The organism is Frankia nepalensis (genome assembly GCF_016786325.1).
Taxonomy (GTDB): domain Bacteria; phylum Actinomycetota; class Actinomycetes; order Frankiales; family Frankiaceae; genus Pseudofrankia; species Pseudofrankia nepalensis.
The window spans coordinates 1-23264 of the sequence record NZ_JADWYU010000239.1; the positions used below are offsets into that span (position 1 = coordinate 1).

General features: G+C 74.8%; 21 protein-coding genes and 1 pseudogene. 9 read left to right on the forward strand and 13 right to left on the reverse strand.

Annotated elements, in window-relative coordinates:
• Positions 1-43: 43 nt before the first annotated feature.
• Positions 44-1372 (reverse strand): hypothetical protein, encoded by a 1329-nt coding sequence (locus tag I6A81_RS37205; RefSeq protein WP_203003984.1) that lies wholly within the window; start codon positions 1370-1372, stop codon positions 44-46.
• 240 nt (positions 1373-1612) lie between these two features.
• Here I6A81_RS37205 and I6A81_RS37210 point away from each other — a divergent pair, with 240 nt between their 5' ends.
• On the forward strand, positions 1613-2392 hold the full coding sequence (locus I6A81_RS37210) for an alpha/beta hydrolase family protein (protein ID WP_203003985.1): 780 nt from the start codon (positions 1613-1615) through the stop codon (positions 2390-2392).
• 49 nt (positions 2393-2441) lie between these two features.
• Here I6A81_RS37210 and I6A81_RS37215 read toward each other — a convergent pair whose 3' ends face one another.
• Positions 2442-3080: a LysE family translocator gene (locus I6A81_RS37215; protein ID WP_203003986.1), complete on the reverse strand. Its 639-nt coding sequence runs from the start codon at positions 3078-3080 to the stop codon at positions 2442-2444.
• Positions 3081-3161: 81 nt separating this feature from the next.
• On the opposite strand from I6A81_RS37215, the gene I6A81_RS37220 reads away from it, so the two are divergent.
• Genes I6A81_RS37220 through I6A81_RS37230 form a run of 3 tightly spaced genes read left to right on the forward strand, consistent with a single transcriptional unit; the run spans position 3162 to position 5976 of the window.
• Positions 3162-3695 (forward strand): PadR family transcriptional regulator, encoded by a 534-nt coding sequence (locus I6A81_RS37220; protein ID WP_238438452.1) that lies wholly within the window; start codon positions 3162-3164, stop codon positions 3693-3695.
• On the forward strand, positions 3692-4459 hold the full coding sequence (locus I6A81_RS37225; RefSeq protein WP_203003988.1) for an ABC transporter ATP-binding protein: 768 nt from the start codon (positions 3692-3694) through the stop codon (positions 4457-4459). Before I6A81_RS37220 ends, I6A81_RS37225 begins: the two co-directional genes overlap by 4 nt.
• Positions 4456-5976, forward strand: coding sequence for an FtsX-like permease family protein (locus tag I6A81_RS37230; protein WP_203010452.1), 1521 nt, complete (start codon positions 4456-4458; stop codon positions 5974-5976). The genes I6A81_RS37225 and I6A81_RS37230 overlap by 4 nt, the downstream gene beginning before the upstream one ends.
• 29 nt (positions 5977-6005) lie before the next feature.
• Here the strand turns inward: I6A81_RS37230 and I6A81_RS37235 are convergent, their stop codons facing one another.
• The 7 genes from I6A81_RS37235 to I6A81_RS37265 form a co-directional block, all read right to left on the reverse strand.
• The gene (locus I6A81_RS37235) at positions 6006-6803 is read right to left on the reverse strand and encodes a tryptophan 2,3-dioxygenase (RefSeq protein WP_203003990.1); all 798 of its coding nucleotides are present in this window, start codon (positions 6801-6803) and stop codon (positions 6006-6008) included.
• An 8-nt stretch (positions 6804-6811) separates the two neighbouring features.
• The gene (locus I6A81_RS37240) at positions 6812-8455 is read right to left on the reverse strand and encodes an FAD-dependent oxidoreductase (protein ID WP_203003991.1); all 1644 of its coding nucleotides are present in this window, start codon (positions 8453-8455) and stop codon (positions 6812-6814) included.
• 67 nt (positions 8456-8522) lie between these two features.
• Positions 8523-9845 (reverse strand): kynureninase, encoded by a 1323-nt coding sequence (kynU, locus tag I6A81_RS37245; RefSeq protein WP_203003992.1) that lies wholly within the window; start codon positions 9843-9845, stop codon positions 8523-8525.
• Positions 9842-10933 (reverse strand): amidohydrolase family protein, encoded by a 1092-nt coding sequence (locus I6A81_RS37250; protein ID WP_203003993.1) that lies wholly within the window; start codon positions 10931-10933, stop codon positions 9842-9844. Before I6A81_RS37250 ends, kynU begins: the two co-directional genes overlap by 4 nt.
• Before the next feature lie 9 nt (positions 10934-10942).
• A complete protein-coding gene (locus I6A81_RS37255) occupies positions 10943-11464 on the reverse strand; it encodes a 3-hydroxyanthranilate 3,4-dioxygenase (RefSeq protein ID WP_203003994.1) in 522 nt (173 codons plus the stop codon).
• A 71-nt stretch (positions 11465-11535) separates the two neighbouring features.
• Complete coding sequence (locus I6A81_RS45905; protein WP_203004002.1) at positions 11536-11979, reverse strand: RidA family protein; 444 nt, start codon at positions 11977-11979, stop codon at positions 11536-11538.
• A gap of 167 nt (positions 11980-12146) precedes the next feature.
• Positions 12147-13682 carry a 2-hydroxymuconic semialdehyde dehydrogenase gene (locus I6A81_RS37265; RefSeq protein WP_203003995.1) on the reverse strand — a complete coding sequence of 512 codons (1536 nt, stop codon included), beginning with the start codon at positions 13680-13682 and terminating at the stop codon, positions 12147-12149.
• 186 nt (positions 13683-13868) lie between these two features.
• Here I6A81_RS37265 and I6A81_RS37270 point away from each other — a divergent pair, with 186 nt between their 5' ends.
• The 3 genes from I6A81_RS37270 to I6A81_RS37280 all read left to right on the forward strand — a co-directional run bounded on the left by I6A81_RS37270 (position 13869) and on the right by I6A81_RS37280 (position 17706).
• Positions 13869-15545 carry a hypothetical protein gene (locus I6A81_RS37270; protein WP_203003996.1) on the forward strand — a complete coding sequence of 559 codons (1677 nt, stop codon included), beginning with the start codon at positions 13869-13871 and terminating at the stop codon, positions 15543-15545.
• A 55-nt stretch (positions 15546-15600) separates the two neighbouring features.
• The gene (locus I6A81_RS37275; RefSeq protein WP_203003997.1) at positions 15601-16749 is read left to right on the forward strand and encodes an acetyl-CoA C-acetyltransferase; all 1149 of its coding nucleotides are present in this window, start codon (positions 15601-15603) and stop codon (positions 16747-16749) included.
• 105 nt (positions 16750-16854) lie between these two features.
• Positions 16855-17706, forward strand: a complete 852-nt coding sequence (locus I6A81_RS37280; RefSeq protein ID WP_238429409.1) for an SDR family oxidoreductase — start codon at positions 16855-16857, stop codon at positions 17704-17706.
• A gap of 36 nt (positions 17707-17742) precedes the next feature.
• On the opposite strand, the gene I6A81_RS37285 is transcribed toward I6A81_RS37280, so the two are convergent.
• From I6A81_RS37285 to I6A81_RS37295, 3 genes are all read right to left on the reverse strand, one after another.
• Entirely contained in the window at positions 17743-19047 is a 1305-nt protein-coding gene (locus tag I6A81_RS37285) for a PucR family transcriptional regulator (RefSeq protein ID WP_307875173.1), read from the reverse strand.
• A 457-nt stretch (positions 19048-19504) separates the two neighbouring features.
• Positions 19505-20110 (reverse strand): nuclear transport factor 2 family protein, encoded by a 606-nt coding sequence (locus tag I6A81_RS45240; RefSeq protein WP_203010453.1) that lies wholly within the window; start codon positions 20108-20110, stop codon positions 19505-19507.
• On the reverse strand, positions 20107-20610 hold the full coding sequence (locus I6A81_RS37295) for a VOC family protein (protein WP_203004000.1): 504 nt from the start codon (positions 20608-20610) through the stop codon (positions 20107-20109). Before I6A81_RS37295 ends, I6A81_RS45240 begins: the two co-directional genes overlap by 4 nt.
• Positions 20611-21202: 592 nt before the next feature.
• On the opposite strand from I6A81_RS37295, the gene I6A81_RS37300 reads away from it, so the two are divergent.
• A complete protein-coding gene (locus I6A81_RS37300) occupies positions 21203-22018 on the forward strand; it encodes a L,D-transpeptidase (RefSeq protein ID WP_307875174.1) in 816 nt (271 codons plus the stop codon).
• A gap of 250 nt (positions 22019-22268) precedes the next feature.
• Positions 22269-23153, forward strand: coding sequence for a DUF7507 domain-containing protein (locus I6A81_RS37305; protein WP_203004001.1), 885 nt, complete (start codon positions 22269-22271; stop codon positions 23151-23153).
• 18 nt (positions 23154-23171) lie between these two features.
• Here the strand turns inward: I6A81_RS37305 and I6A81_RS46445 are convergent.
• A pseudogene (locus tag I6A81_RS46445) lies at positions 23172-23264 on the reverse strand (ABC transporter ATP-binding protein); the annotation flags it as partial.

A 23264-nucleotide genomic window follows, 5' to 3' on the forward strand; every position in this document is an offset into this window, starting at 1 on the left:
CGGGGGGGGGCGGGCGGGAACGCTCCCTCCCGCCCGCGGAGCCCTAGACGAGCTGGTCGCGCAGGGTGGCGGCGGCGGCGCGGACCTCGTCGTCGAAGGCGCGGCGCAGCTGTTCGCGGCGCCCGCGCCGGGCGGCGGAGATCGTCTCGGCCGTCGGGGCGAGGCTCGCCGCCGCCGGCTCCGGCGGCTGCGACACGCCGGGCGGGTCGGCGAACTCGCGGTACAGCAGCCAGCAGCCGTGGATCCCGGCGAGCAGGTCCTCCAACAGGTCCACGGCGGGTCGGCGCGGGTCCAGCGGGGTCAGTCGGTCCGGCAGCACCACCGTCTCGCTGGTCTCGTCGTCGTCCTCGTCGTCGTTCTCGTCGTAGTCGGTGAGGGCGCTCAGGGTGTCGTCGTCCTCGTCGTCGCCGTCGTCCGGCTCGCCGCGGATCTCGATGGCCAGGCCCTCCACCGGGGGCAGTGGGCGTGTCATGCGGCGCGACGGCCGTCCTTCCGCGTCCGTGTCGCCGCCAGCGCCGTCGATGATCTCGGTGACCCATTCGAGGAGGTCGTCGAGGTCGGGGTTGCGGCCCTCGGCGACGACCATCGCGTGCGAGATCAGGTCGAGCACCGCCTCGCGCGGCGAGTCACCCGCCTCGACCTGGTGGAGCACCAGGGTCGGCGTCCGGTGGGGCAGCGGCTCGATCGCGTCGGCCTCGGCGACCACCTGGGTGACGTCGAGGTCGGCGTGCTGGGCGGCGACGATCGCCGCGGCGTGCAGCCAGTGCGCCGCCGCGATCGCCGCCGCCGTCGGCTCGACGTCGGTGAACAGGGCCCGGGAGCCCAGCGGGTCGGTCCGCAGCAGCGTGTCGGCGGCGGCGACCTGCAGCGGGGAGGCGTCGGCGCGGCTGAGCGTGACGGCCTGGCGGGCGCGGCCGGACAGCTCACCCAGCTCGGCGCGCTCGACGGCGTCGAGTTCGGCGCGTACGTCGGCGGCCACCTGGGTGGTCAGCGCGGCGTCGGCGATCGCGTGCAACGCCCGGCCGACCCGGTGCGCCGCCTCCTCGACGACGACCAGGGCCTGGCGGACCAGCCCGTCGTGCGGCAGGTGCGGGTGCTCGATCGCCGCGATCACCTTGCCGAACACCTCCGTGTCGCGACCGGCCAGCCCGTCACCCCCGGCGGGCAGCGCCTGCAGCGCGGCCTCCTCCGGGTGGGTGTAGGTACGCCACGCGGCGGCCGACAGGAAGGTCAGCGTGCGCGCCAGTTGCAACGCGTCCGACGGGTCGACGGTCGTCGGGAACCGGGCGACCCGCTCGGCCACGTCCCCCAGCCCGGTGTCCCACGAGACCACAAGCATGTGGTCGTGGACATCCACCGCGTACCGGCTCATCGGCGGCCACCTCCCCGTGCGCGTGGGCACGGCCTGTTGGCATGATGCTCCCCAACCACGACGCGGGCATGAGCACGCCTCGTCGCCGGGCGGGCATAGCCCCGTGATCAGGCTACGTCGAGCGCGGCCCGCTGGCAGCTCAGCCGATCGCGGAGCGGGAATGTTCCTCCCGCGGCGTAGACGGCGGCATGGGCGGTACCGGCGGGGTTCGCTGGCCGGCCGGCCGCGGAAGGTGATGCGATGCGGCCGAGGTCGTACCGGTATGGCCGGGGCGTGGACCAGTTCGGCGAACTGTGGCTGCCTGAGGACGGCATACCCACCGTGGCCACGGTGATTCTCGTCCACGGGGGTTTCTGGCGGGCCCGCTACAGCCTGTCGCTGGCGTGGCCGCTGGCCGCGGACCTGGCCGCGCGCGGCTATGCCGTGTGGAACCTGGAGTACCGGCGGGTCGGGCTGGGCGGTGGCTGGCCGGCGACGTTCACCGACGTCGCCGCCGGGATCGACGCGCTCGCGGGCGTGGCGGCCGACGGCCCCTCGCTCGATCTTTCCCGAGTCGTCGCCGTCGGCCACAGCGCCGGCGGTCACCTCGCGGCCTGGGCGGCCGGGCGCGCGGCGCTGCCGCCCGGCGCCCCGGGCGCCGGCCCGCGGGTCGCGCTCGCCGGCGTCGTCGCCCAGGCGGGCGTGCTGGCGCTCGCCGACGCGGCGCGCGCGGGCATCGGCCACACCGCCGTCACCGACCTGATGGGTGGCGGCCCCGACGACCTGCCGGACCGCTACCGCCTGGCCGACCCGTCCGCGGCCCCACCGACCGGCGTACCCGTGCTGTGCGTCCACGCCCGCGCCGACGACGAGGTCCCCTTCGAACAGAGCGCCCGGTATGTCACGGCCGTGACCCGGGCGGGCGGAACGGCCCGCCTCCTCGAGGCTCCGGGCGACCACTACACCCTCATCGACCCCGCCACCCCCGACTGGGCACTGGTCGTCGGCGCCCTCGCCGAACTGGTCAGCCCGCCCCGTTAGCGCGGCTGTCCCCCCGGGCGCCGGGGCTGCCGGTCTTCGAGGTTGCTTCTCAGAGGCGGCGGTTGGTGAGCGCGACGTGCAGGCCGACGCCGATCATCGCCAGGCCGCCGGCTCCGCCGACGGTGGCCAGCCGGCGGGGGCTGTCGGTGAACCAGGCCCGCACGGCGCTCGCGGCCATCGCCCACCCGCTGTCGGAGACCAGCCCGATGCCGATCGCGACCAGCGACATCAGCAGCATCTGGACCGGCACCTGCCCAGCCTCGCGGCTGACGAACGGCGGCAGCACCACGCCAAACATGATCAGTGCCTTGGGGTTGGTGATCCCGACGAGGAAGCCCTGCCGGACCGTCCGCCATCTCGACATCGCCTCGACGCGGGCGGTGGACGCCGCCGCCAGCTCGTGGCGGTGCCGGATCGCCTGGATCCCCAGCCAGACGAGATACACCCCGCCGACCAGCTTGACCGCCAGGAACGCGGCCGCCGAACGCTCCACCAGCGTGCCGAGCCCGAACGCGACCAGCACGGCGACGGTGTAGTTGCCGAGCGCGTTGCCGACGACGCTCGCGATCGCGGGCCCCCGCCCCAGCGACAGCGCGCGCCCGACCACGAACAGCACGCTCGGGCCCGGAACCACGATCAGGACGAACGCCGCCGCCGCGAACCCGGCCAGGTTCCCACCAGGGATCATCTTTCGACCCTATCCAGGGGCCATGGGTTGACCGCAGCTATTAACTCAGTACATAGTCGCGATGTGTCCTTGAGCGGATCCATGACGGCGCATGTGCTGCTGGGCCTGCTGGCCGGCGGGCCGCGGCACGGGTACGAGCTGAAGCGGTCCTATGACGAGCACCTGCCGCGGGCCCGCCCGCTGGCGTTCGCGCAGGTCTACACGACGCTCGCCCGGCTGGTCCGCGACGGCCTCGTCACTCCCGCCGGGCAGGACCAGGCCGGCGGCCCCGAGCGCACCAGCTACGCGATCACCGAGGAGGGCCTGGCCGGCCTGCGGGCCTGGCTGACCGCGGTGGAACCGCCGGCGCCGCACATCTCCGGCACGCTGCTCGCCAAGGTCGTCGTCGCCCTGTTCGCGGCGGACTCGGCCACCGCCCGGGACTACCTCGTCGCGCAGCGGGCGGCGCACACCGGCCGGCTGCGCGAGCTGACCGCGATCAAGGCGGACCCGGCGACGTCGCTGTCCGACGTGATCGCCCTCGACTACGCCATCACCCACCTCGACGCCGACCTTCGCTGGCTGCGCACCACGCTCGAACGCGTCGCCGCACACACCCGGGAGGGCTCTGGATGACCATTCCACTGCTGGAGGCGCGCGGCCTCGTCCGGTCGTACGGAGCCACTCCCGCGCTGCGCGGGGTGAGCCTCGCCGTCGCGGAAGGCGAGATCGTCGCGGTGACCGGGCCGAGCGGCTGCGGCAAGTCCACCCTGCTGCACTGCCTCGCCGGCATCCTGCGGCCCGACGCCGGGGAGGTGACCTACCGCGGCCGGCGGATCGACACCCTGTCCGAGGCCGACCGGTCGAGGCTGCGGCGCTCCGAGCTCGGCGTGCTCTTCCAGTTCGGGCAGCTCGTCGCGGAGCTGCCGGCGGTGGAGAACGTGGCCCTTCCGCTGCTGCTCGCCGGCGTAAGCCGTCGCCGCGCCCGCACCGCCGGGCTGTCCTGGCTGGAGCGGCTCGGGGTGGCCGACGTGGCGGACGCGCTGCCGGGGGAGATGTCCGGCGGCCAGCGCCAGCGGGTGGCGCTGGCCCGGGCGCTGGTCACCGAGCCTCGGCTGCTGTTCGCCGACGAGCCCACTGGCGCGCTGGACACGATCGCCGGCGAGCAGGTGCTCTCCCACCTGGTCCGGCTGGCCGGGGAACAGGGCACGACGGTCGTCCTGGTGACCCACGACCCGAGGGTCGCCGGCTATGCCCACCGCGAGATCGCGTTGCGCGACGGCCAGCTCGACCCGACCGGCCTGGGCCTCGCCGTCGTGGGAGCGCCCGCGGCCTGGGCCGGCCCGGCGGCGGCAGCGGTCGAGACAGCGGCCGTGGCCGAGACGGACGCCGCGCGGTGAGGCCGGCGACGCTGGTGCGCCTCGCGTTCGCCGGGAGCCGCGCCGACACGCTGCGAGTCGCGCTGACGGCGCTGTCGGCGCTGCTGGCCACCCTCGCCGTGCTGGCGGCCGCCACGATGCTGGCCATTCCCGAGGTGACGTCCCCCGACAACCCGCGGGGATACGCCACCCAGTACAACAAGGCGCTGTTGCGCGAGCCCGGGCTGCGGCCCGGGGTGGTCTTCGCGCTGGCGCTGCTGACCCTCCCCGTGCTGGCGCTCGCCGGGCAGTGCGGCCGCCTCGGCGCGCCCGCCCGGGACCGGCGGCTGGCCGCGGTCCGGATGGCGGGGGCGACCCCGCGCCAGGCGGTGGCGCTCGCGGCGGCGGAGACGGGGCTCGCCAGCGTCGTCGGGGTGGGCGTCGGCTTCGGGGTGTACTTCGTCGGGCGCCGGGCGCTGCACCGGCCGGCGCCCGACGGCCGGCTGCCGCTGCCGACCGACGTCCTGCCCGCGTGGCCCGCGCTGCTCGCCGTCGCCGTCGGGCTCCCGCTCGTCGCGACGCTGGTCGCGGCGGTCGTGCTGCGGCGGGTCCGGCTGACGCCGTTCGGCGTCGTGCGCGCCCAGCGGCGCCGGGGGCCTGGTCCGTGGCCGGCCTTCCTGATCGTGCCCGGAGTGGCCTGCTTCGCGCTGTTCGGCCCGGTAGCCCGGTACTCCGACCGGCATGGTGGCGCCGTCCCGGAGCGGGTCCTCGCCGCGTTGCTGTTCGGCGGGGCCCTGCTCGCGCTCGTCGGCCTTCTGCTGGGCACCGGCTGGATCAGCCACATGACCGGGCGGGTGCTGTACCGGGTGGCGAGGCGCCCGGCGGCGCTGCTGGCCGGCCGCCGGCTCGCCGCCGACCCGTGGGCGGGCAGCCGGGTCTTCGCGGCGGTGCTCGCCTGCGTCCTGTTCGGTGGCGGCGCGGCCGGGGTGCGGGCGTATTTCGTCGCGGACGCCGCCGTGCAGGAGGAAGGCGGGCGCTGGACCGCCCTCCAGGGAGGATTCGAGTACATCCCGGACAGCGGCGACAGCTTCTACACGCGGACCATGACCCTGGTCGACGCGGCAGTGCTGGTGGGCATGGCGATCGCGGTGCTCGGCCTGCTGGTCGCGCTCGCGGAGGGGATCGTCGCCCGCCGGCGGACGTACGCGACGCTGGTCGCGACCGGCGTCCCGCGCGGCGTGCTCGCCCGCTCGCTGCTCTGGCAGACCCTGGCGCCGGTGGTCCCGGCCGTGGCGGCCGCGCTCGCCGTCGGGCTGACGATGACCCGGTCGCTGATGTCCGAGGTACGCATCGAGGCCGGCTACGCGCTGGCCGTGCCCACCGACGGCCAGCCACCGCCGGAGCCGCATTTCAGGGTGTTCACGCACGACGTTCCGATCCCGTTCGCCGAGCTGGCGCTCTTCGGAGGCGGGGCGATCCTGGCGGTCCTCGCGATGACCGGGCTGGCCCTGCTCTTCCTGCGCCCCAGCATGGATCCCGAGGAGCTGCGGACCACCTGACGCCCGGTCCGCGGCCCCGCCGGCACGGGTCAGGCGCGGGAACGGATGGCCCAAAGGTCGGGGAACGACGGGTGGAAGAGGGTGGAGCGGAGGTAGGCGGTGCCGGGGGAGCCGCCGGTGCCGGACTTGGCGCCGATGACGCGTTCGACCATCTTGACGTGCCGGTAGCGCCATTCCTGGACGCCTTCGTCGAGGTCGACGAGGGCCTCGCAGACGCCGGCCGGGACGCCGCGCTCATCGGCGTAGGCCCCGGCGAGGACGGCGAGGACGAGATCGTCGCCACCGGGCCAGGGCGCGCGGGGGTCACGCTCCAGGATCTCGTCGGGGAGCTTCCAGCCGGCGGTGCCGAGGTAGCGCAGCAGGGAGTCGAAGACCGAGCGGCGGCGCAGGATGGCGCCGAGGGTGGCATCGCGGGTCGGGCCCGGGAAGTCGCGGCGGCCGAGAGTCGCCTCGATCCAGCGGAACTGGAAGGACTGGAAGCCGCTGGAGGTGCCGAGCTCCGGGCGGAAGCGCGTGAACTGGCGCGGGGTCATCGTCTCCAGGACGTCCATCTGGCCGACGACCGTCTTGAGGATCTTCGTGATGCGCCGCGCGGTCTGCAGCGCGCCGATGCCGTCGCCGGCCTCCAGGCGGCGTTGCAGCAGGGCGAGCTCGTGCAGGATCTGCTTGAACCAGAGCTCGTAGACCTGGTGGATGATCACGAACAGCAGCTCGTCGTGCTCGTCGGTGCGCGGGTGCTGGCAGGACAGCAGCTCGTCGAGGCGCAGGTAGGCGCCATAGGTGAGCCCGTCGGTGAGCTCGCCGGGGTGCTCGTCGGCGTTCGTCATGGGCGTCCTCAGGGCCTTCGGGGCAGTCGGGACGTTGCGCGCAACGCGCCGGCGGCCAGCGCCGCGGCCGCGCCGCCGACGCCGGCGGCGGCCAGCGCCGTCAGCCGGTTCTGCCGCCGCAGGCGGTCGGGAATCCTGGCGTACGGCATCGTCGTGAACGAGACCAGCTCGTAGCGGGAGACGTAGCGGCCGGGCAGGCGGCGCTCCAGCCAGTGCTCGGCGGCGACCCTCGCTCGGAAGGCCCTGGAGTTCACCCGGTCGCGCATCTCGACGAAGTTGTCGAGGGCCATCTCGGCGATCGCGTCACAGTTGGCCTTGCGGCGCCGTTCGTAGGCGGCCAGCGCCGCCGGCCAGTCACCGCCGGCCTCGTCGAGGCAGCGGTCGATCTCGACGCAGTCCTCGAAGGCGCAGTTCGCGCCCTGACCGAAGAACGGGACGATCGCGTGCGCGGCGTCCCCGACCAGGGCCAGGATCGCGCCGCCGACGTCACGGCCGCCTCCGCCGTTGATGCCGCGGCCGTTCTCGCCGTTGCCGTCATGGCCGTTCTCGCCGTTGCCGTCATGGCCGTTCTCGCCGTTGCCGTCACGGCCGTTTTCGCCGTTGATGTCATCGCCGCCGGTGTCGCCGCCGTCCGGGCCGCCGGCGTCGCCGGTGCCCCGGTGAACCCACGGCCAGGCGCGGATCGTCGCCAGCGATCCGATCGGGTTGCGCTGGTAGTCCTCGACGAGGTCCGGCGCCCGCTCGACGACATCTGGGTAGTGCTTCCGGAAGTGGGCCAGGATCTCGTCCCGCGTCGTCAGCGCCGCGAACTCGCTGGACGTCCAGAACAGGGTGCAGGTAAAGGAACGATCCAGGTTCGGCAGGGCGATCATCATCGACGATCCGCGCGGCCAGATGTGCAGCGCGTCCGGGTCCAGGGCGAAGTCGCCGTCCTTCGCCGGGATCGTCAGCTCCTTGTACCGGTGGTCCAGGTACTCCTGGCTGACGGTGAAGCCGGTTCGGAAGGTCACCGCCCGGCGGGCGGCGCTGAAGGCGCCGTCACAGGCGAGCACGACGTCCGCCGTGGTCGACGCCTGCCCGCCGCCGACGTCGAACAGCAGGTTGCCGGTGACCAGGTCGACCTCGGTCAGCCGCCTGCCGAACGTCAGGCGCACACCGGGGGTGCTCGCGGCGACGTCGAGCAGGGCTCGGTTCAGCTCGGCGCGGCTGATCGAGTGGATCGCGCGCCGGCCGTCGGCGCTGTACGGGCGGAAGCTCTGCCCGCCGGCGGCGTCGTGCACCATCCGGCCGTGCATCGGCAGGGCACGCGACAGTGCCTGCTCGCGCAGGCCGACCGCCGAGAGCGCGTCGAGGCCGCGGGCGGAGATCGCCAGGTTGATCGAGCGCCCGCGCTCCGGCTCGGCGGCACGCGGGTCGGCGCGCCGCTCGACGACGACGACGCTGATCCCGCGCCGGCCCAGCAGCGTCGCGAGCAGGCAGCCGGCGAGCCCCGCGCCGACGATCACGACCCGCCGCCCGTCGGCCGGCGCCCGCCCGGTCCGCCGCGCGGCCGTCACGGTCTTGGGCGCGCCGACTCGGGGGGTGCCCGAGACCGGGACCTCCGGCCTGGCTGGCAGGGGCGCCGGCCTGGCCGTGGCCGTGTCTGGCTCCATGGACCTTTCCCCACTCGTCCGGAATCTGGAAGCTTTGGCTCCGTCCCGCGGGGCGGACGGAGAAGGATCAGTCATCGAGCACCGCCGCCAGCGCCGTGGCCGCGCGCCAGCAGTCGTGGAACGTGCAGTACATCGGCGCCGGGGCCAGCCGGATGACGTCCGGGCGGCGGGCGTCGGCGACCACGCCGTGCTCGTGGCGCAGCCGCGCGGTGAGCGGGCCGACGTCGCGGCCGCGGACGCGCACCGACAGCTGCGCCCCGCGGCGTTCCGGCGCGCGCGGCGTGAGGATCTCGGCGTCTCGCCCGGCGCACACCCCGTCGAGCAGCGCCTCCAGGTACGCCGTCAGCCGGCGGCTCTTCGCGCGCAGCGCCGCCAGGCCGGTCTGGTCGAACATCTCCAGCGAGAGCAGCACCGCCGCCATCGACAGGATAGGCGGGTTCGACAGCTGCCAGGAATCCGCCGAGTCGACCGGCGTCACCGTCGGCGCCATCTGGAAGCGGGTCGCCGGGTCGGTGGACCACCAGCCGGCGAGCTTCGGCAGGCTCCGGTCGGCCAGATGGCGCTCGTGCACGAACGCGCCGGCGAGCGAGCCGGGGCCGGCGTTGAGGTACTTGTACGAGCACCAGGCCGCCCAGTCGGCGTTCGCGTCGTGCAGCCGGAGCTCGACGTTGCCGGCGGCGTGCGCGAGGTCCCAGCCGACGACCGCGCCGGCGGCGTGGCCGGCGGCCGTGATCGCCTCGATGTCGAGCAGCTCGCCGCTGTAGTAGTTCACCGCCCCCAGCAGGACGAGCGCTACCCGGTCGCCCTCCTCGGCCAGGTAGGCGACGACGTCCTCGGAACGCAGCGTCGCCTCGCCGAGCCGCGGCGCGAGCCGGATGATCACCTTGTCCGGGTCGTGGCCGTGCAGGGCGGCCTGGCTGCGCACCGCGTAGCTGTCGGACGGGAACGCGCTGTCCTCGATGAGGATCGCGGGCCGCCGTGGCGTCGGCCGGTAGAAGCTGACCATCAGCAGGTGCAGGTTGACCGTCAGCGAGTTCATGACGACGACCTCGCGCGGCCGGGCGCCCACCAGCCGGGCGGCCGGCTCGCGCAGCAGCTCGTGGTAGGAGTACCAGGGCCGCCGGCCCTCCAGGTGTCCCTCCACGGCGAGGCGCGCCCAGTCGTCGAGCTCCTCGCCTAGCCGGGCCCGCAGCGCCCTGGGCTGCAGGCCCAGCGAGTTGCCGGCGAAGTAGGCCACTTCGCCGTCGTCATGCGGCGGGATCAGGAACTCGGCCCGCCGCGTCGGCAGCGGGTCGTTCGCGTCGAGACCGCGCGCCCGCTCCTCCTGCGTCGGCTGTTTCTCCGTCGGCTGCTCCCGCGCCGGCGACCCGCCCGGCGGGGCCGGGCTCATCGCGCGGCTTCCTTGGCCGCGGCCGGCGTCGTCGGCTCGGCGCGGCCGACGACCGGTGAGCCGAGGACGGGGGAGCCGAGGACAGGTGAGCCGACGACCGGTGAGCCGAGGAACTCTGCCGCGTTGCCGGACAGCAGCCGGGCCCGGGTCGCGTCGTCCAGGAACGAAGCTTCGCGGACGACGGCGCCCGCCGGCCGCTCGCCGAGCGGATACGGGTAGTCGCTCCCGACGACGACCCGGTCGGCGCCGATCGTGTCGACCAGCAGCCGCAGCGCGTGCTCGGTGAAGACCACCGAGTCGACGTAGAACCGGCCGCGATAGTGCTCGGGAGGCAGCGCGGACGTGCCGATCACGTCGCCCCGCTGGTGCCAGGCGTTGCCGAACCGGCCCAGCCAGAAGGCGAACGACCCGCCGCCGTGCGCGAAGCAGATCCGCAGCCGCTCGTCCACCCGGTCGAAGACCCCGCCCAGGATCATCGCGAGCACCGACAGGTGGGTCTCCGCGGGCATCCCGACCAGCCACTGGGCCATCCACCGGTCCAGCCGGGGCGAGCTCGGCATGTCCCAGGGGTGCACGAACACCGGCGCCCCGAGCGCCGCCGCGTGCTGCAGGAACGTCACCACGCCCTCGTGGTCGAGGTCGCGGTCACCGACGTGGTTGCCGATCTCGACGCCGACGTGGCCGGCCGCCAGGCAGCGTTCCAGCTCCGCGCAGGCCGCGTCCGGGTCCTGCAGCGGTACCTGGCACATGGGCAGCAGCCGGTCGGGCGCCGGCGCGCAGATCGCCAGGGCCAGGTCGTTGAGGATGTGGGCGATCCTGGACGCCTGGATGACGTCGTGCGTGTAGGAGAAGAACACCGGCGTCGGCGAGACGACCTGCTTCGCTATCCCGTCGGCGTCCATCGCGGCGAGCCGGGTCTCGGCGTCCCAGCAGTCCGCGCCGACCCGGCGGAACTCCCGGCCGTCCAGCATGATCATGACTTCCGACTCGGACTCGAACCGCGGCGTCGGCGTGCCCGGCCCGAGGTCGGGCCAGCCCCTCGGGACGTAGTGGGTGTGGACGTCGACGACCTGCCCGCGCGGGTCCATGGGCGACGCTCAGCCCTTGCCCGGGTGCACGGCGGCGCACTTGGGACAGGCGCGGGCCCGCTCGTCGGCGTAGAACGCGTTGAACACCGGTGGCAGATCCTTGACGATGTCGCGCACCCGCAGCTCCACCTCATGCACCAGGGCGCCGCACTCGGGGCAGTACCACTGGAACTTCTCCAGCTGGCCCTCCTCCCGGACCCGTTCGACGACCAGGCCGATCGAGCCCTCCTCGGGCCGCTGGGGCGAGTGCGGGACGCCCCGGGGCAGCAGCCAGGTCTCGCCCTCGCGGATGTCGATCCGCCGGGGGTTCCCGTTCTCGTCGATCACGTTGACGTGGATGTTGCCCTTGAGCTGGTAGAACCACTCCTCGTAGGGGTCGACGTGGTAGTCGGTGCGGGAGTTCGGACCGCCGACGATCATGATGATGTGGTCGTCGCCCACCGCCATGGTCTTGTTGCCGACCGGCGGCTTGAGCAGGTGCCGGTTCTCCTCGATCCAGTTCGCGAAGTTGATCGGCTGCGGGAGCGTCATGACTGGCCTTTCCGTCGGCTCCGTCGGCGCGGAACGGTTCTGGTCTCAGGTCGTGGGCGAGTTGAGGGTGCTCACTCGTCCTTTCTCGGCACGTACGCCACGGCCTGCATCTCGATGAGCAGCAGCGGGTGCGGCAGCTGGTGCACCGCGACGGTGGTCCGCGCCGGCCCGGACTCGTCGAAGTACTCGGCCCAGACCTCGTTGTAGCCGCCGAAATCGTTCATGTTGACCAGGTAGCTGGTGACGCTGACCAGGTCGGAAAGCCCCGCGCCAACCCCGGCGAGCAGCGCGTCGAGGTTCTCGATCACAGCTCGGGTCTGTGCCCGGATGTCGAGCGACGTCGTGCCCAACTCGTCCACCGACGCCCCGGCGAACGTGTTGTCCGGCCGCCGCGACGACGTGCCGGAGACATGGACGAAGTCCCCGGCCCGCTTCACAAGCGGAAACCGCCCCCGGGGCGTCACCTTCCCGGCGACGCCCCGGGCCTCGCGCCCGCGCCCTCCTTCGCGCTGTATCTCTGGTTCGCTTCCGGGGTTCCTGCCGGATCGGCGAAGCCGATCTGGGAGGTTCGGGTCGCGCGCTTCGCGGCCGTCCTCCGGGGTTCCTGCCGGATCGGTGGAGCTTGCGGAGCCGATCTGGGAGGTCCGCCTGGGACGACCACTACGCGCGCGCCCTCCTTCGCTCACAGCGCGACGCAGACGTTGGTCAGCTCGGAGTAGAAGTCGAGCGAGTGCGCGCCGCCCTCCCGGCCGATGCCAGACAGGCCGACCCCGCCGAACGGGGAGCGCAGGTCGCGCAGGAACCAGGTGTTCACCCAGGACAGGCCGACCCGCATCCGCTGCGCGACCCGGTGGCCGCGGGACAGGTTCGTCGTCCACACCGCGGACGCGAGCCCGTAGTCGGTGTCGCCCGCGAGCCGGACGGCCTCGTCCTCGGTGTCGAAGGGGACCAGCGCCGCGCACGGGCCGAAGATCTCCTCCCGCATCGGCCGGTCGGCGTTCGTGAGTCCGGTCCACAGCGTCGGCTCGATCCACGAGCCGTGGTCCAGACCACCGCCCAGCACCGGCACGTTGCCGCCGACGAGGGTCTCGGCGCCCTGCTCGTCGGCCAGCCGGTAGTAGCTGAGCACCTTCGCGCGGTGCTCGGCCGAGATCAGCGGGCCGGTGGTGGTCGCCGGGTCGTCGGGGCGGCCGAGCCGCAGCGCGCCCGCCCGGTCCGCCAGCCCGGCGGCGACCTCGTCGAAGACCGGCCGCTCGACGTAGACCCGCTCGGTGCACAGGCAGACCTGGCCGGTGTTGGCGAACACCGAGCGCGCAAGGCCCGCCAGCGTGAGCTCCAGGTCGGCGTCGGCGAACACGACGGCGGCGTTCTTGCCGCCCAGCTCGAACGAGACCGGGCGGACCCGGGGCGCCACCGCGCGCATGATGGTGGAACCGGTCGCGGACGAGCCGGTGAACGTCACCCCGTCGACGCCGGGGTGCTCGGTGAGGAACTGGCCGGCCGACGCCGGCCCGAACCCGTGCACCACGTTGTAGGCCCCCGCCGGCAGCCCGGACTCGGCGAGCACCTCGGCGAGCAGGGCCGCGCTCGTCGGCGTCTGCTCGCTGGGCTTGACGACGACGGTGTTGCCGCAGGCCAGCGCCGGCGCGACCTTCCAGGTCAGCAGGAGCAGCGGCAGGTTCCATGGGACGATCACCGCCACCACGCCGAGCGGCTTGCGTACCGCGTAGTTGAGCGCCTGGCGTCCGCCCTCGAGGTCGGTGAGGAACGACGGCTGCCCGGCGGCCGCGATCGTGTCGGCGAACGCGCGGAAGTTCGCGACCGCGCGCGGGACGTCCAGCTCGCGGGCCTGCGCCAGCGGCTTGCCGGTGTCGGCGCTCTCGGCGCGCGCGAACTGTTCGAACCGCTCCTCGATCCGGTCCGCGACCCGGCGCAGCAGGGCCGCGCGCTGGGCCACCGGCGCGGCGCCCCACGCGCCGTCGAGCGCGGCGCGGGCCGCGCGGACCGCACGGTCCACCAGCGCGGCGTCCGCCTCCTGCACGCGCGCGCGGACCGAGCCGTCGACCGGGTCCAGTTTGTCCCAGCTGGCCCCGGCCGAGTCGACGAAGGCGCCGTCGACGAAGGCGCGCAGCACCGGCGGGGACGTCCCGGCGTCCGAGGACGCTCGGCTGGCCTCCTGCCGGGCCGTGGTCGAGGTCGTCGCCGCGCCGGTCGCCATGGGACCAGTGTCCGACTCCCCGCCGGCCACTGCCGCGCATCCGGCTGAACGTCCACCCGAACGGCCGGGGCGCTCACATTCCGCTTACGCGGGCTTGGAAAGGTCCAAACCTCGGCATTGCATGGTGGTCCGGCTGCGTCAAGAAGGGTGCGACTGGAGTCCGACCACCGCCCAGCGGGGAGTGCCATGACGACCTATCCGCCCACCAAGCGCCCGGAGCCCGCCGAGCCCGCGGCGGTCGGCACCCCGGCGGCGCCCGCGGCGCCAACCAGGCCCGCCACGCCGATCCGCGCCGTCGCATCGGCCGGGGCCGTCGTGTCCATCGCGCCGGCCAGATCTGTCACCTCGGCCGGGTCCGTCGCGGAAGGCTCTTCAGACGGGCCGCCGGCGCCCGCCGGCGCCACCCGGCCGACCAGACCGACCCGGCCGGCGCCCGCCCGGCGCGACGGGCGGGCCGTGCTCGACGTCTACACGCTGGCCGCGCTGGCGGCGGGCATCGTGCACATACCGGTGACGCAGGCGCACGGGCCGGGCACGCTCCTCGGCGGCGGGATGCTCGCCGTGGCGGCCGCGCAGAGCCTGCTCGCCCTCCTCGCCTGGGCGTGGGCGATCTGGCCGCTGGTGGCGGCGGGTGTCGCCGTCAACGCGGGCGCGGCGCTCGTGCTCGTCCTCGGGCACACCACGGGGGCGCCGGTCGGCGCGCTGCGCGAGCCGGAGCCGTTCACCGCGGTCGCGGCGGCGGTCGCGGGGCTGGAGGCGGTGGCCACCCTCGCCGGCCTGCTCCTGCTGGGCCGGTTCGCCGGCCCGTCGCCGGCCCGCCGCTGGCTCACGCCCGTCGCCGGGGCACTGGTGCTGGCGGTCGCGATCCCGGCGGCACTGGCCGGCGGCGCCGACGACCACGTCCACGGCGCGGCCGGCCACGGCCATGGCGCGGCTGACGCCGCCGCGCACGACGCGGGCTCCGGCCCGCCGCTCAGCCGGTACGCGGCCTTCACCGCCGGCATGACTCCGGACCAGATCGCCGCGGCCATCGACGGCGAGGTCGCCTGGACCACCAACTATCTGATCGACAACGGTGGCGGCGGGGCGGCGAGCAGGGACGACATCGCGGCGGTCGTCGAGGCCGGGGTACGGGAGTCGATCGCGGACGGCGGCGGCAACGGGACCGCGGCGGGCACGGGTTCGGCGGGCACGGCCGCGGCGGGCACGGCCGCGGCGGGCACGGGTTCGACGGACGCGGCTTCGACGGGCGCGACCGAGGCCAGTGGCCCGCATGGGCACTCGGGCCTGGCGCCCTGGCAGCCGATCGGCGACCCGGCCACGCGCGCGAGCCTCGCGACGGCGCTGGAGCAGGCGCGCTCAGCCGCGCTCGCCGCGCCCACCGCGGCGGACGCCCAGGCGGCCGGCTACTCCATGATCACGCCATACATCGCCGGCATCGCCGCGCACTACGTGAACCTGCGCTACCTGACGACTGGCGCCATCGACCCGGCGAAGCCGGAGATGCTGCTGTACGCCGGCAACGGGCCGACCGCGCCGGTCGTCGGCGTCAGCTACCTGCGGAGGGCGCCGGCCGACACGCCCCCGGAGGGGCTGCCCGGCCCGAACGACCTCTGGCACTTCCACACCGGCCTGTGCCAGGCCAGCGGACTGGTCATCCCGGTGGCGGAGCCGTCGGCCCAGTCGTGCGCGCGCCTCGGCGGCGTAGCCGGCGGGCTCGACGGCGTCACCAGCGCCGGCGGCCGGTCCGGCAGCCGGCTGTGGATGATGCATGCCTGGGTCGTGCCCGGCTGGGAGAGCCCCTGGGGCCTGTTCAGCGCCGAGAACCCCGAGCTCACCCTGGCCGCCGGCGCCGGGCGCTGAGCTCGCCGGTCCCATCGCTGGTTTGCCGAGCAAGCGCTTGGTAGCGTCAGGTGCCGTGACGGAGGCATACATCGTCGAGGCGGTCCGGACACCGGTGGGGCGGCGCGGTGGCGGGCTCGCCAGCGTGCACCCGGCGGACCTGGGGGCGGCCGCGATCAGCGCGTTGCTGGAACGGTCCGGGGCCGATCCGGCCGCGGTCGACGACGTGATCTTCGGGTGCGTGGACACCGTCGGGCCCCAGGCGGGCGACATCGCCCGTACCTGCTGGCTGGTCGCCGGGCTGCCCGACCACGTGCCTGGCACCACCGTCGACCGGCAGTGCGGCTCGTCCCAGCAGGCGGTGCACTTCGCCGCGCAGGCGGTGCTGTCCGGCACCGCCGACCTGGTCGTCGCCGGCGGCGTGCAGAACATGAGCGCGATCCCGATCTCCTACGCGATGACCGCCGGCCAGGCGCTCGGCTTCCCCGACCCGTTCAGCGGCTCGCCCGGCTGGCGGGCCCGGTACGGCGATCAGGAGGTCTCCCAGTTCCGCTCGGCGGAGATGATCGCCGAGAAGTGGTCGCTCGGCCGGGACGCGCTGGAGGAGTTCGCCGTCCGCTCGCACGAGCGGGCGATCGCGGCCCGCGCCGAGGGCCGCTTCGACCGGGAGATCGTGCCCGCGTTCGGCCTGTCCGCCGACGAGGGGCCGCGCGAGCCGAACTGGCCGAAGATCCGCTCGCTGCCGACGCTGACCCCGGGCGGGCGGGTCACCGCCGCCACCGCGAGCCAGATCTCCGATGGCGCGGCGGCGCTGCTGATCGCGAGCGAGGCGGCGGTGCGCACCCACAACCTGACCCCGCGGGCCCGGATAGACCACCTGTCGGTGCGCGGCGCCGACCCGGTCTGGATGCTCACCGCGCCCATCCCGGCGACCGCGCACGCCCTCGCGAAGTCGGGCCGGACGCTGGACGACATCGACCTGGTCGAGATCAACGAGGCGTTCGCGTCGGTGGTGCTCGCCTGGGCGGCCGAGACCGGCGCCGACCTGGACAAGGTGAACGTCAACGGCGGCGCGATCGCGCTCGGCCATCCGCTCGGCGCCACCGGCGCCCGGCTGATGACCACCCTGCTGCACGAGCTGGAGCGCACCGGGGGCCGCTTCGGCCTCCAGACGATGTGCGAGGGCGGTGGCCAGGCCAACGTCACCATCATCGAGCGCCTCTGACCGTGCCGACCAGGCGGCTGACCATGCGGCGCGGCCAGCCCGCGGGCGGTGGGCCGCCCGGCCGGGCGGCCCACTACCGAACGTGGTGAAGATCGGGAGGGCGGGATGACGCGGACCGACGGCGACGCGGCGGCGGCCGGGGTTCCCACCGGATCGGAGGAGCCGATCCGGGAGGTCCGGGTGGCCGCGCAGGGGCCGCGCTACGACGGCAGGTCGGTGGTGGTCACCGGCGGGACCCGGGGGATCGGCCGGTCCATCGCGCTGGCCTTCCTCGCCGCCGGCGCCGACGTGGTCGTCTGCGGGCGCAAGGAGCCGGACGCGCTGCCCGCGGTCGGGGGCCGCGCGGCGAGCTTCGTCGCCGCCGACGTGCGCGACGCCGGGCAGGCGCGGGCGGTGGTCGACGAGGCGGTCGGCCGGCACGGGCGCCTCGACGTGCTCGTCAACAACGCCGGCGGCGCGCCGGTCGCCGAGGCGGCCACCGTGTCACCGCGGTTCTTCGAGCGGGTCGTGGCGCTCAACCTGCACGCCGCGTTCTACCTCAGCCAGCCGGCGAACGCCGTCATGCAGGCCCAGGAGGACGGCGGCGCGATCGTCAACATCGGCAGCGTGTCCGCCCGGCGCCCGGCGCCCGGCTCCGCGGCGTACGCGGCGGCGAAGGCGGGGCTGGTCGCGCTCTCGGCGTCGCTCGCGCTCGAGTGGGCGCCGAAGGTGCGGGTCAACCACGTCACCGTCGGGCTCGCGAACACCGCCGTCGACGCGGGCGGCTTCTACGGCGAGGCGACCGCGGCGATCGACGCGGTCGTCCCGATGGGCCGGGCCGCCGTCCCGGCCGACGTCGCCGCCGCCTGCCTCTACCTCGCCTCCCCGCTCGCCGGCTACGTCACCGGCGCCGACCTCGAGGTCCACGGCGGCGGCGAGCTTCCCGGCTTCCATGTCGCGACCCGCGCGAAGGGCTGACCCTGGCCGGGCGCGACCGACCGTCTGGCGCGGCCGTCAGGCGCGGCTGTCGGGGTGGCTCGGGGCCGCGGAGAGGGCCTGGAGCACCTCGCGGGCGATGACGGCGGCGTGCAGGCGCCACATGCGGGCCGGCTCGTCGTCGGCCAGCCCGAGCAGCTCCCGCACGCGGTTCATCCGGTAGCCGACCGAGTTGCGGTGCACGTGGATGCGCTCGGCCACCGCGGCGCGGCTGCCGTTGGTCTCCAGCCAGGCGGCCAGGGTCTCCAGCAGGTCGGGGCGTTCCAGCAGCGGGCCGAGCTCGGCGCGGGCGAACGCCTCCAGCCGGCCGCGCGGCACGGCGAGCAGCAGCCCGGCCAGCCCCAGCTGGGAGTGCACCAGGATGGTCGCGTCCCGGCCGCTCAGGTCACCCCGGCCGTTCCTGCCGCTCAGGTCATGACGGTGGCGCAGCAGGGCGAGCACCGCGTCGGCCTCGGCGAAGGAGGCCGCGGTCTCGGCGAGGTCGTGGCCGTTGTCGGTGACGACCGGGCCGGCGGCGGCGAGCACCGGGCGGTCGGGCCCGACCATGCCCTGCAGCCGGTCGCGGATCCGGGCCAGCTCGCGCTCGACGTCGCCCGTGAGCACGGTCCAGCCCAGCTCGCCGTCCTGGGCGGCGCCGTTCTCGATCCAGGTCAGGCCGGTGGTCCAGGTCCGGCCGTGGCGGCCGTCGTAGTAGAACAGCGCGGCGGCGTGCGGGACGGTCAGGTCCAGGCCGAACCGGGCCGCGGAGCGCAGCAGCTCGCCGTGGCCGCGCGGCGAGCCGAAGCGCAGCTCGCTCATCAGCCGGCTGGCGCTCTCGGCGCGGGCCGCCGCCTCGGCGTCGTGGCGGACCGCGACGATCGCGAGCGCGGTGAGCGCGGCGCCGACCCGCTCGTCCAGCCAGCCCAGGTCGCTCTCACCGGGGTCGACGGCGACCAGCAGCAGGCCGACGTAGCGGGAGCCCGCCCGCACCGTCGCTCCCCGGCCGCGCCAGCCGTCCTCGCAGGTCACCTCCGTGAATCCCGGGCGGGCCAGCAGTGCCGGGACCCCGCCGACGACCCCGCTGGCGGTCGATGCCTCGTCCGGGGCGAGGCCGGCGGCCTCGGCGGTGGCCGGGCCGCTGGCGGCGAGCACGCCGCCGTGGACGTCGAGCAGGCGCACCGGCCGGCCGGTCGCGGACGCGATCGCGCGGATCATCGGCCGCCAGCTGTTGCCGGACAGGGCGAGCTCGGTCAGCTCCCTCGCCAGCTCCGCCGGGTCGCGCCGCGGCGGAGCTGGTCGCGGCGCCGGCACGGCCGGAGCCTGACGGGACGGCTGATGGGGCACGGAGATCACGTTAGGCGGACTGGCGATCATTTGCCGAGCGGGCAGAGGAAGGGCGAGAAGGTCGGGTTTCGCCACGGCGTCGCGTCCTCTCGAGGGCAGCAGGGCGGGATTCAGTGCCGACCTCGGTGTCGACGGCCGGCGACCTCGCTGTCGCCCTTGCTACCTCGGTGCCCCGGCGTCCTTGCTCGACCGGTCCGCCCCGGTTCGGGCACCGCTGTGAGAATCGCACGCGGATCGGGTCGTTCACGCAAACACGCTGGTGGGGACGACATTCTCACATCGGCCCTGCCCGCTGGGCGCGTCACCCAGCGTCTTGTCCGCCCGCTGGTCGCTCACCCCCGGCGGCCGGCGACGGGGAAACCGGGCTACCGGCGAACGGAGCCTCCCGGGAACGGAGCTAGGACTCGAGCCGCCGACCGACTGAGCCGCCGACCGACCGCGTTACCGAGGAACCGAGTTACCGCGGAACCGCGCCACTGTCCCAGTAGTCGAGCCGCGCCGCGACCAGATCATCGCGCAGCGTGAGTAGCCAGAGGCCGCGCAGCTCGAGCGGGCCGGCGGGCAGCGTCGCCGTCATGACGTAGGGCATGGCCAGCCGGTCGCCGGCGGCGACCGGGGCCTGGTCCGGGTCGGGGGAGTAGCGCAGGCCAGGGAAGGACGCCAGGAAGCCCGGTAGCCGTTCCCGGTAGGCCGCCCGCCCCACGCAGCCGCGGCCGTGCGGGGAGGCGTGCTCGTTGCGGAAGTCGACGGTCACGCGGGCGGCGATCGCGTCAGGGTCGCCGGCGTTCATCGCCGCGACGTAGGCCGCGGCCGGTGCCGGCAGCCCGCTCCAGCCGGCCCCGTGCGCCGCGCCGTCCGCCTCGCCGGCGTGGTCCACCTCGCCAGCGCCGTCCGTCTCGCCAGCGCCGTCCGTCTCGCCAGCGCCGTCCGTCTCGCCAGCGCCGTCCGTTTCGCCGGCGGCGTCTGGCTCGCCGGCGGCGTCTGGCTCGCCGGCGACGGCCGGCCCGTCCGCGCCGGTCGTTGACGGGCCGGTGGAGCCGGCGCCGGAGGCCTGGGCCGTCACGACGACTCCGGGCCCCACAGCTTGCGGACGGTGGAGAACACCCGCTGGTTGTGGCTGAATTCGATGACGTTGCCGTCCGGGTCGTGCACGGCGCAGATGTAGCCGATCGGATCCGGCATCTCCCGCGGCTCCCACCACAGGCTGCCGTTCGCGCGCGCTTTCGCGGCGATCGTGTCGATGTCCTCCCGGTTGGGGACCTCGATGCCGATGTGCGCGAACGGCTTCATGATGCCCTGCTGGGTACCGGCCGCCGAGTTGAACGCGGAGAGAACCAGCACGAACGGTGTCTCCCATTGGCCCGGGTTGGACAGCCAGGCGTTGCGGCCGTCGGCGTCCTCACGGGTGGCGACGACGACCAGCGGGGTCATGGTCGTGTAGAACTCGATCGAGGCGTCCAGGTCGCCGCTCGGCAGCGCGATGTGCGTCCAGCGGGGCTGGCTGATCTCGGAGCCGCCGGTCTCCGCCGGGGCGGCTACTGTCTGCGTCGAGTCGGTGGTCACCGGCGTCACTCCCCTTGTGGCCGGTGCTGAAGGGCACCGGTCGGTCGGCTCGTCGGGCCAGGCCCGCGTGGGGCCGGCCCCGGTGGATCGGGTCGGGTCAGGCGGGCGCGTCCCGCCGGGGACGGGGCTGGGCCGGGCCGAGGGCGGCCGCGCCACCCGACGCGCCGTCGCGTCGCGCCGGCGGGCACCGCCGAGACCCGGGTCGAGGACATAATCACTGCTGCTGTACCCCGTGGCATGCTCGCGGCACAGCCGGCCCGACCGGTCGCGGCCGGACCCCACGGCCCGACGCGCCGCCCGGCCGCCCGGCTGACCAGCCGCCGTCCCGTGCCCAGATGCTAGGAACTGCCACCGGTCAGGCCCGATGTGCCGTCAGCACAAATCGCCTCGACCGCGAACCCGCCCGGCGCACTCCTCGTCGCCGCCGCGCAACGGGGGCCGCCGTTCGGCGGCGGCCGGCCCGATCCGGCGGCCGGGCGCGCGCCCAGCCCTCCTGACCGCCTCAGGGAGCCCGTCTGTCGCTATGCGTGTCTTAGAGATTACTCAGTGACACAATCCCGGTCGTGGCGGCGGAAGCGGAAGGGGACCGGCCGTGAGCGAGCGGGACGCAGGCCCACGAGGCCCCCGGTGGCTCGGCGCGGCACTGGCGGCGCGGCGGTGGTACGTGGCGGCGCTGTCGCTGGCGGCCGGGGTGCTCGCGGCCCTCCTCCTGACGATCGGCCGGACCGACCGGCCGGGGTCGCCCCTGGGTGGCCCGCCGGGGGCGGGTGTCAGCGCGGGGGTCACCGTGCCGCCCGACCTCACGGTGATCGCTCAGCTGTCCCATGACGTGCCGCGGTTCAGCGAGCCGGACGAGGGTGCCCGCGTGGGGGTGGTGCCCGGGCGGTGGCGCGGCGGGGCGGCCGCGCTGCCGGTGATCGACAGCAGGCCCGGCTGGCTGCGGGTGCGCCTCGCCCAGCGGCCGAACTTCTCCACCGCCTGGATCCGGGCCACCGATGCGCGGCTGGTCACCAGCGCCTACCGGATCGAGGTCGACGTCACGGCGATGCGCCTGCGCCTCTACGAGCGCGACCGGCTGACCCTCGACGCCCCGGCGGGCGTAGGCGTGCCGGACAACCCGACCCCGGCGGGCGAGTTCTTCCTGGCGCTGTTCGCCGCGCCGCCAGGGCCCGGCTACGGCGACTTCATTCTGGTCACCTCCGCGCACTCGGAGACGATCACCGACTGGGACTCGTCCGGTGACGCGATCGTCGGTATCCATGGGCCGCTGGGCGCCGAGGAGGAGATAGGGACCACCGGTGCCCGGGTCTCGCACGGCTGCGTCCGGCTGCACCTGGCCGACCTGGCCAGGCTGCGCGCCGTGCCGGCCGGCTCCCCGGTGACGATCACCGGTGGCTCGACGCCCTGAGGGCTCCCTGAACTGGGCCCGGGCCCTGACCGGGAATGGCGGCGCTTCGCCCCTCCCGACACGCCGGCCAGCGCGATGTGGCTAACTAATTACACAGTGTAACTATCGTGCGCAGGGCAGTCGTGCCAATCGTGCCCCCGCCCAGCCTCGCGACGAGGTTCCCTGTCGCGGGTGACGGCGCGCGGGCAGTGTTCGAGGAGCTCATGTGCGTGTCGCCGGCAGACCCCGACCAGGAATCCGGAACTCCGTCATGGACGCGCGGCTGGCGGTGCCCGCCGCGCTCGCGCTTTCCGTGGCCACGGCCACGACGTTCACGCTGGCCGGGTCCCCGGCCAGCGCGGAGCCATCGTCCTCGCTGGCGCTGACGACCACCTCGTCGCCGGCGCGCTGGACCGCCCCGGGACAGACACTGACCCTCTCCTACGTCGTCACGAACAACGGGGAGCAGACCCTCTACGGCGTCGCCGTGCACAACGAGGCCGCCGGGGTCTCGGACGTCTCGTGCCCCGAGGGGCCGCTGCCGCGCGGCGCGTCGAAGACCTGCGAGGCGACCTACGTGACGACCCAGGCAGACTACGACCGCGCCTTCGTCACCGACCTCGCCACGGCCACCGGGATCGTCGAGTCCGAGGGTGTCACGGTGAGCTCGAACCCGTCGTCCCTCACCATCCCGGACGACAAGTTCACCCCGGCCCCCGACCTCGCGGCGGCCCCGCCGGCTCCCACGCCGACCACCCCGGAGGTCGCCCCGGCCCTGACGCCGGAGGCGGAGCCGACCAGGCCGGCGCCGGCCGGCGCCGCGCCCACCCCGGCCGCCACGCCGTTCGCGCCGCCGTCCGGTCCGCCTGACCCGGCCGTCCTGGAGCCCGCCCCGGTGGCGGGGCCAGGCCAGGCCGCGGGGCCGGCGCCGGTCGGCCCGGTCGGGCCGGCGCTGGTGCCCATCCCGATCCCGGTCCCGGTCCCGTTCCCGTTCGGGGACGGGGGCAAGGACGGAGACAAGGACGACGGCAAGGACGGTCCCGCGGCTGGCGGTGTCGGCGTCGGAGTCGTCGGGGTCGGCGTCGGCGGGGGTGCCGGAGCGCCCCCCGCGGGCGTGAGCCCCGTCGCGGGGGCGCCGGTCCCGGTCACCGGCTGACCATCTCCCGCGGCCCCCGGGGGGCCCGGCCCCCACGACCGTGCCCGCCTTCATGGCGATCAGGTGGTCGGCGTACCGGCAGGCGAGGTTGAGGTCGTGCAGCACGATCAC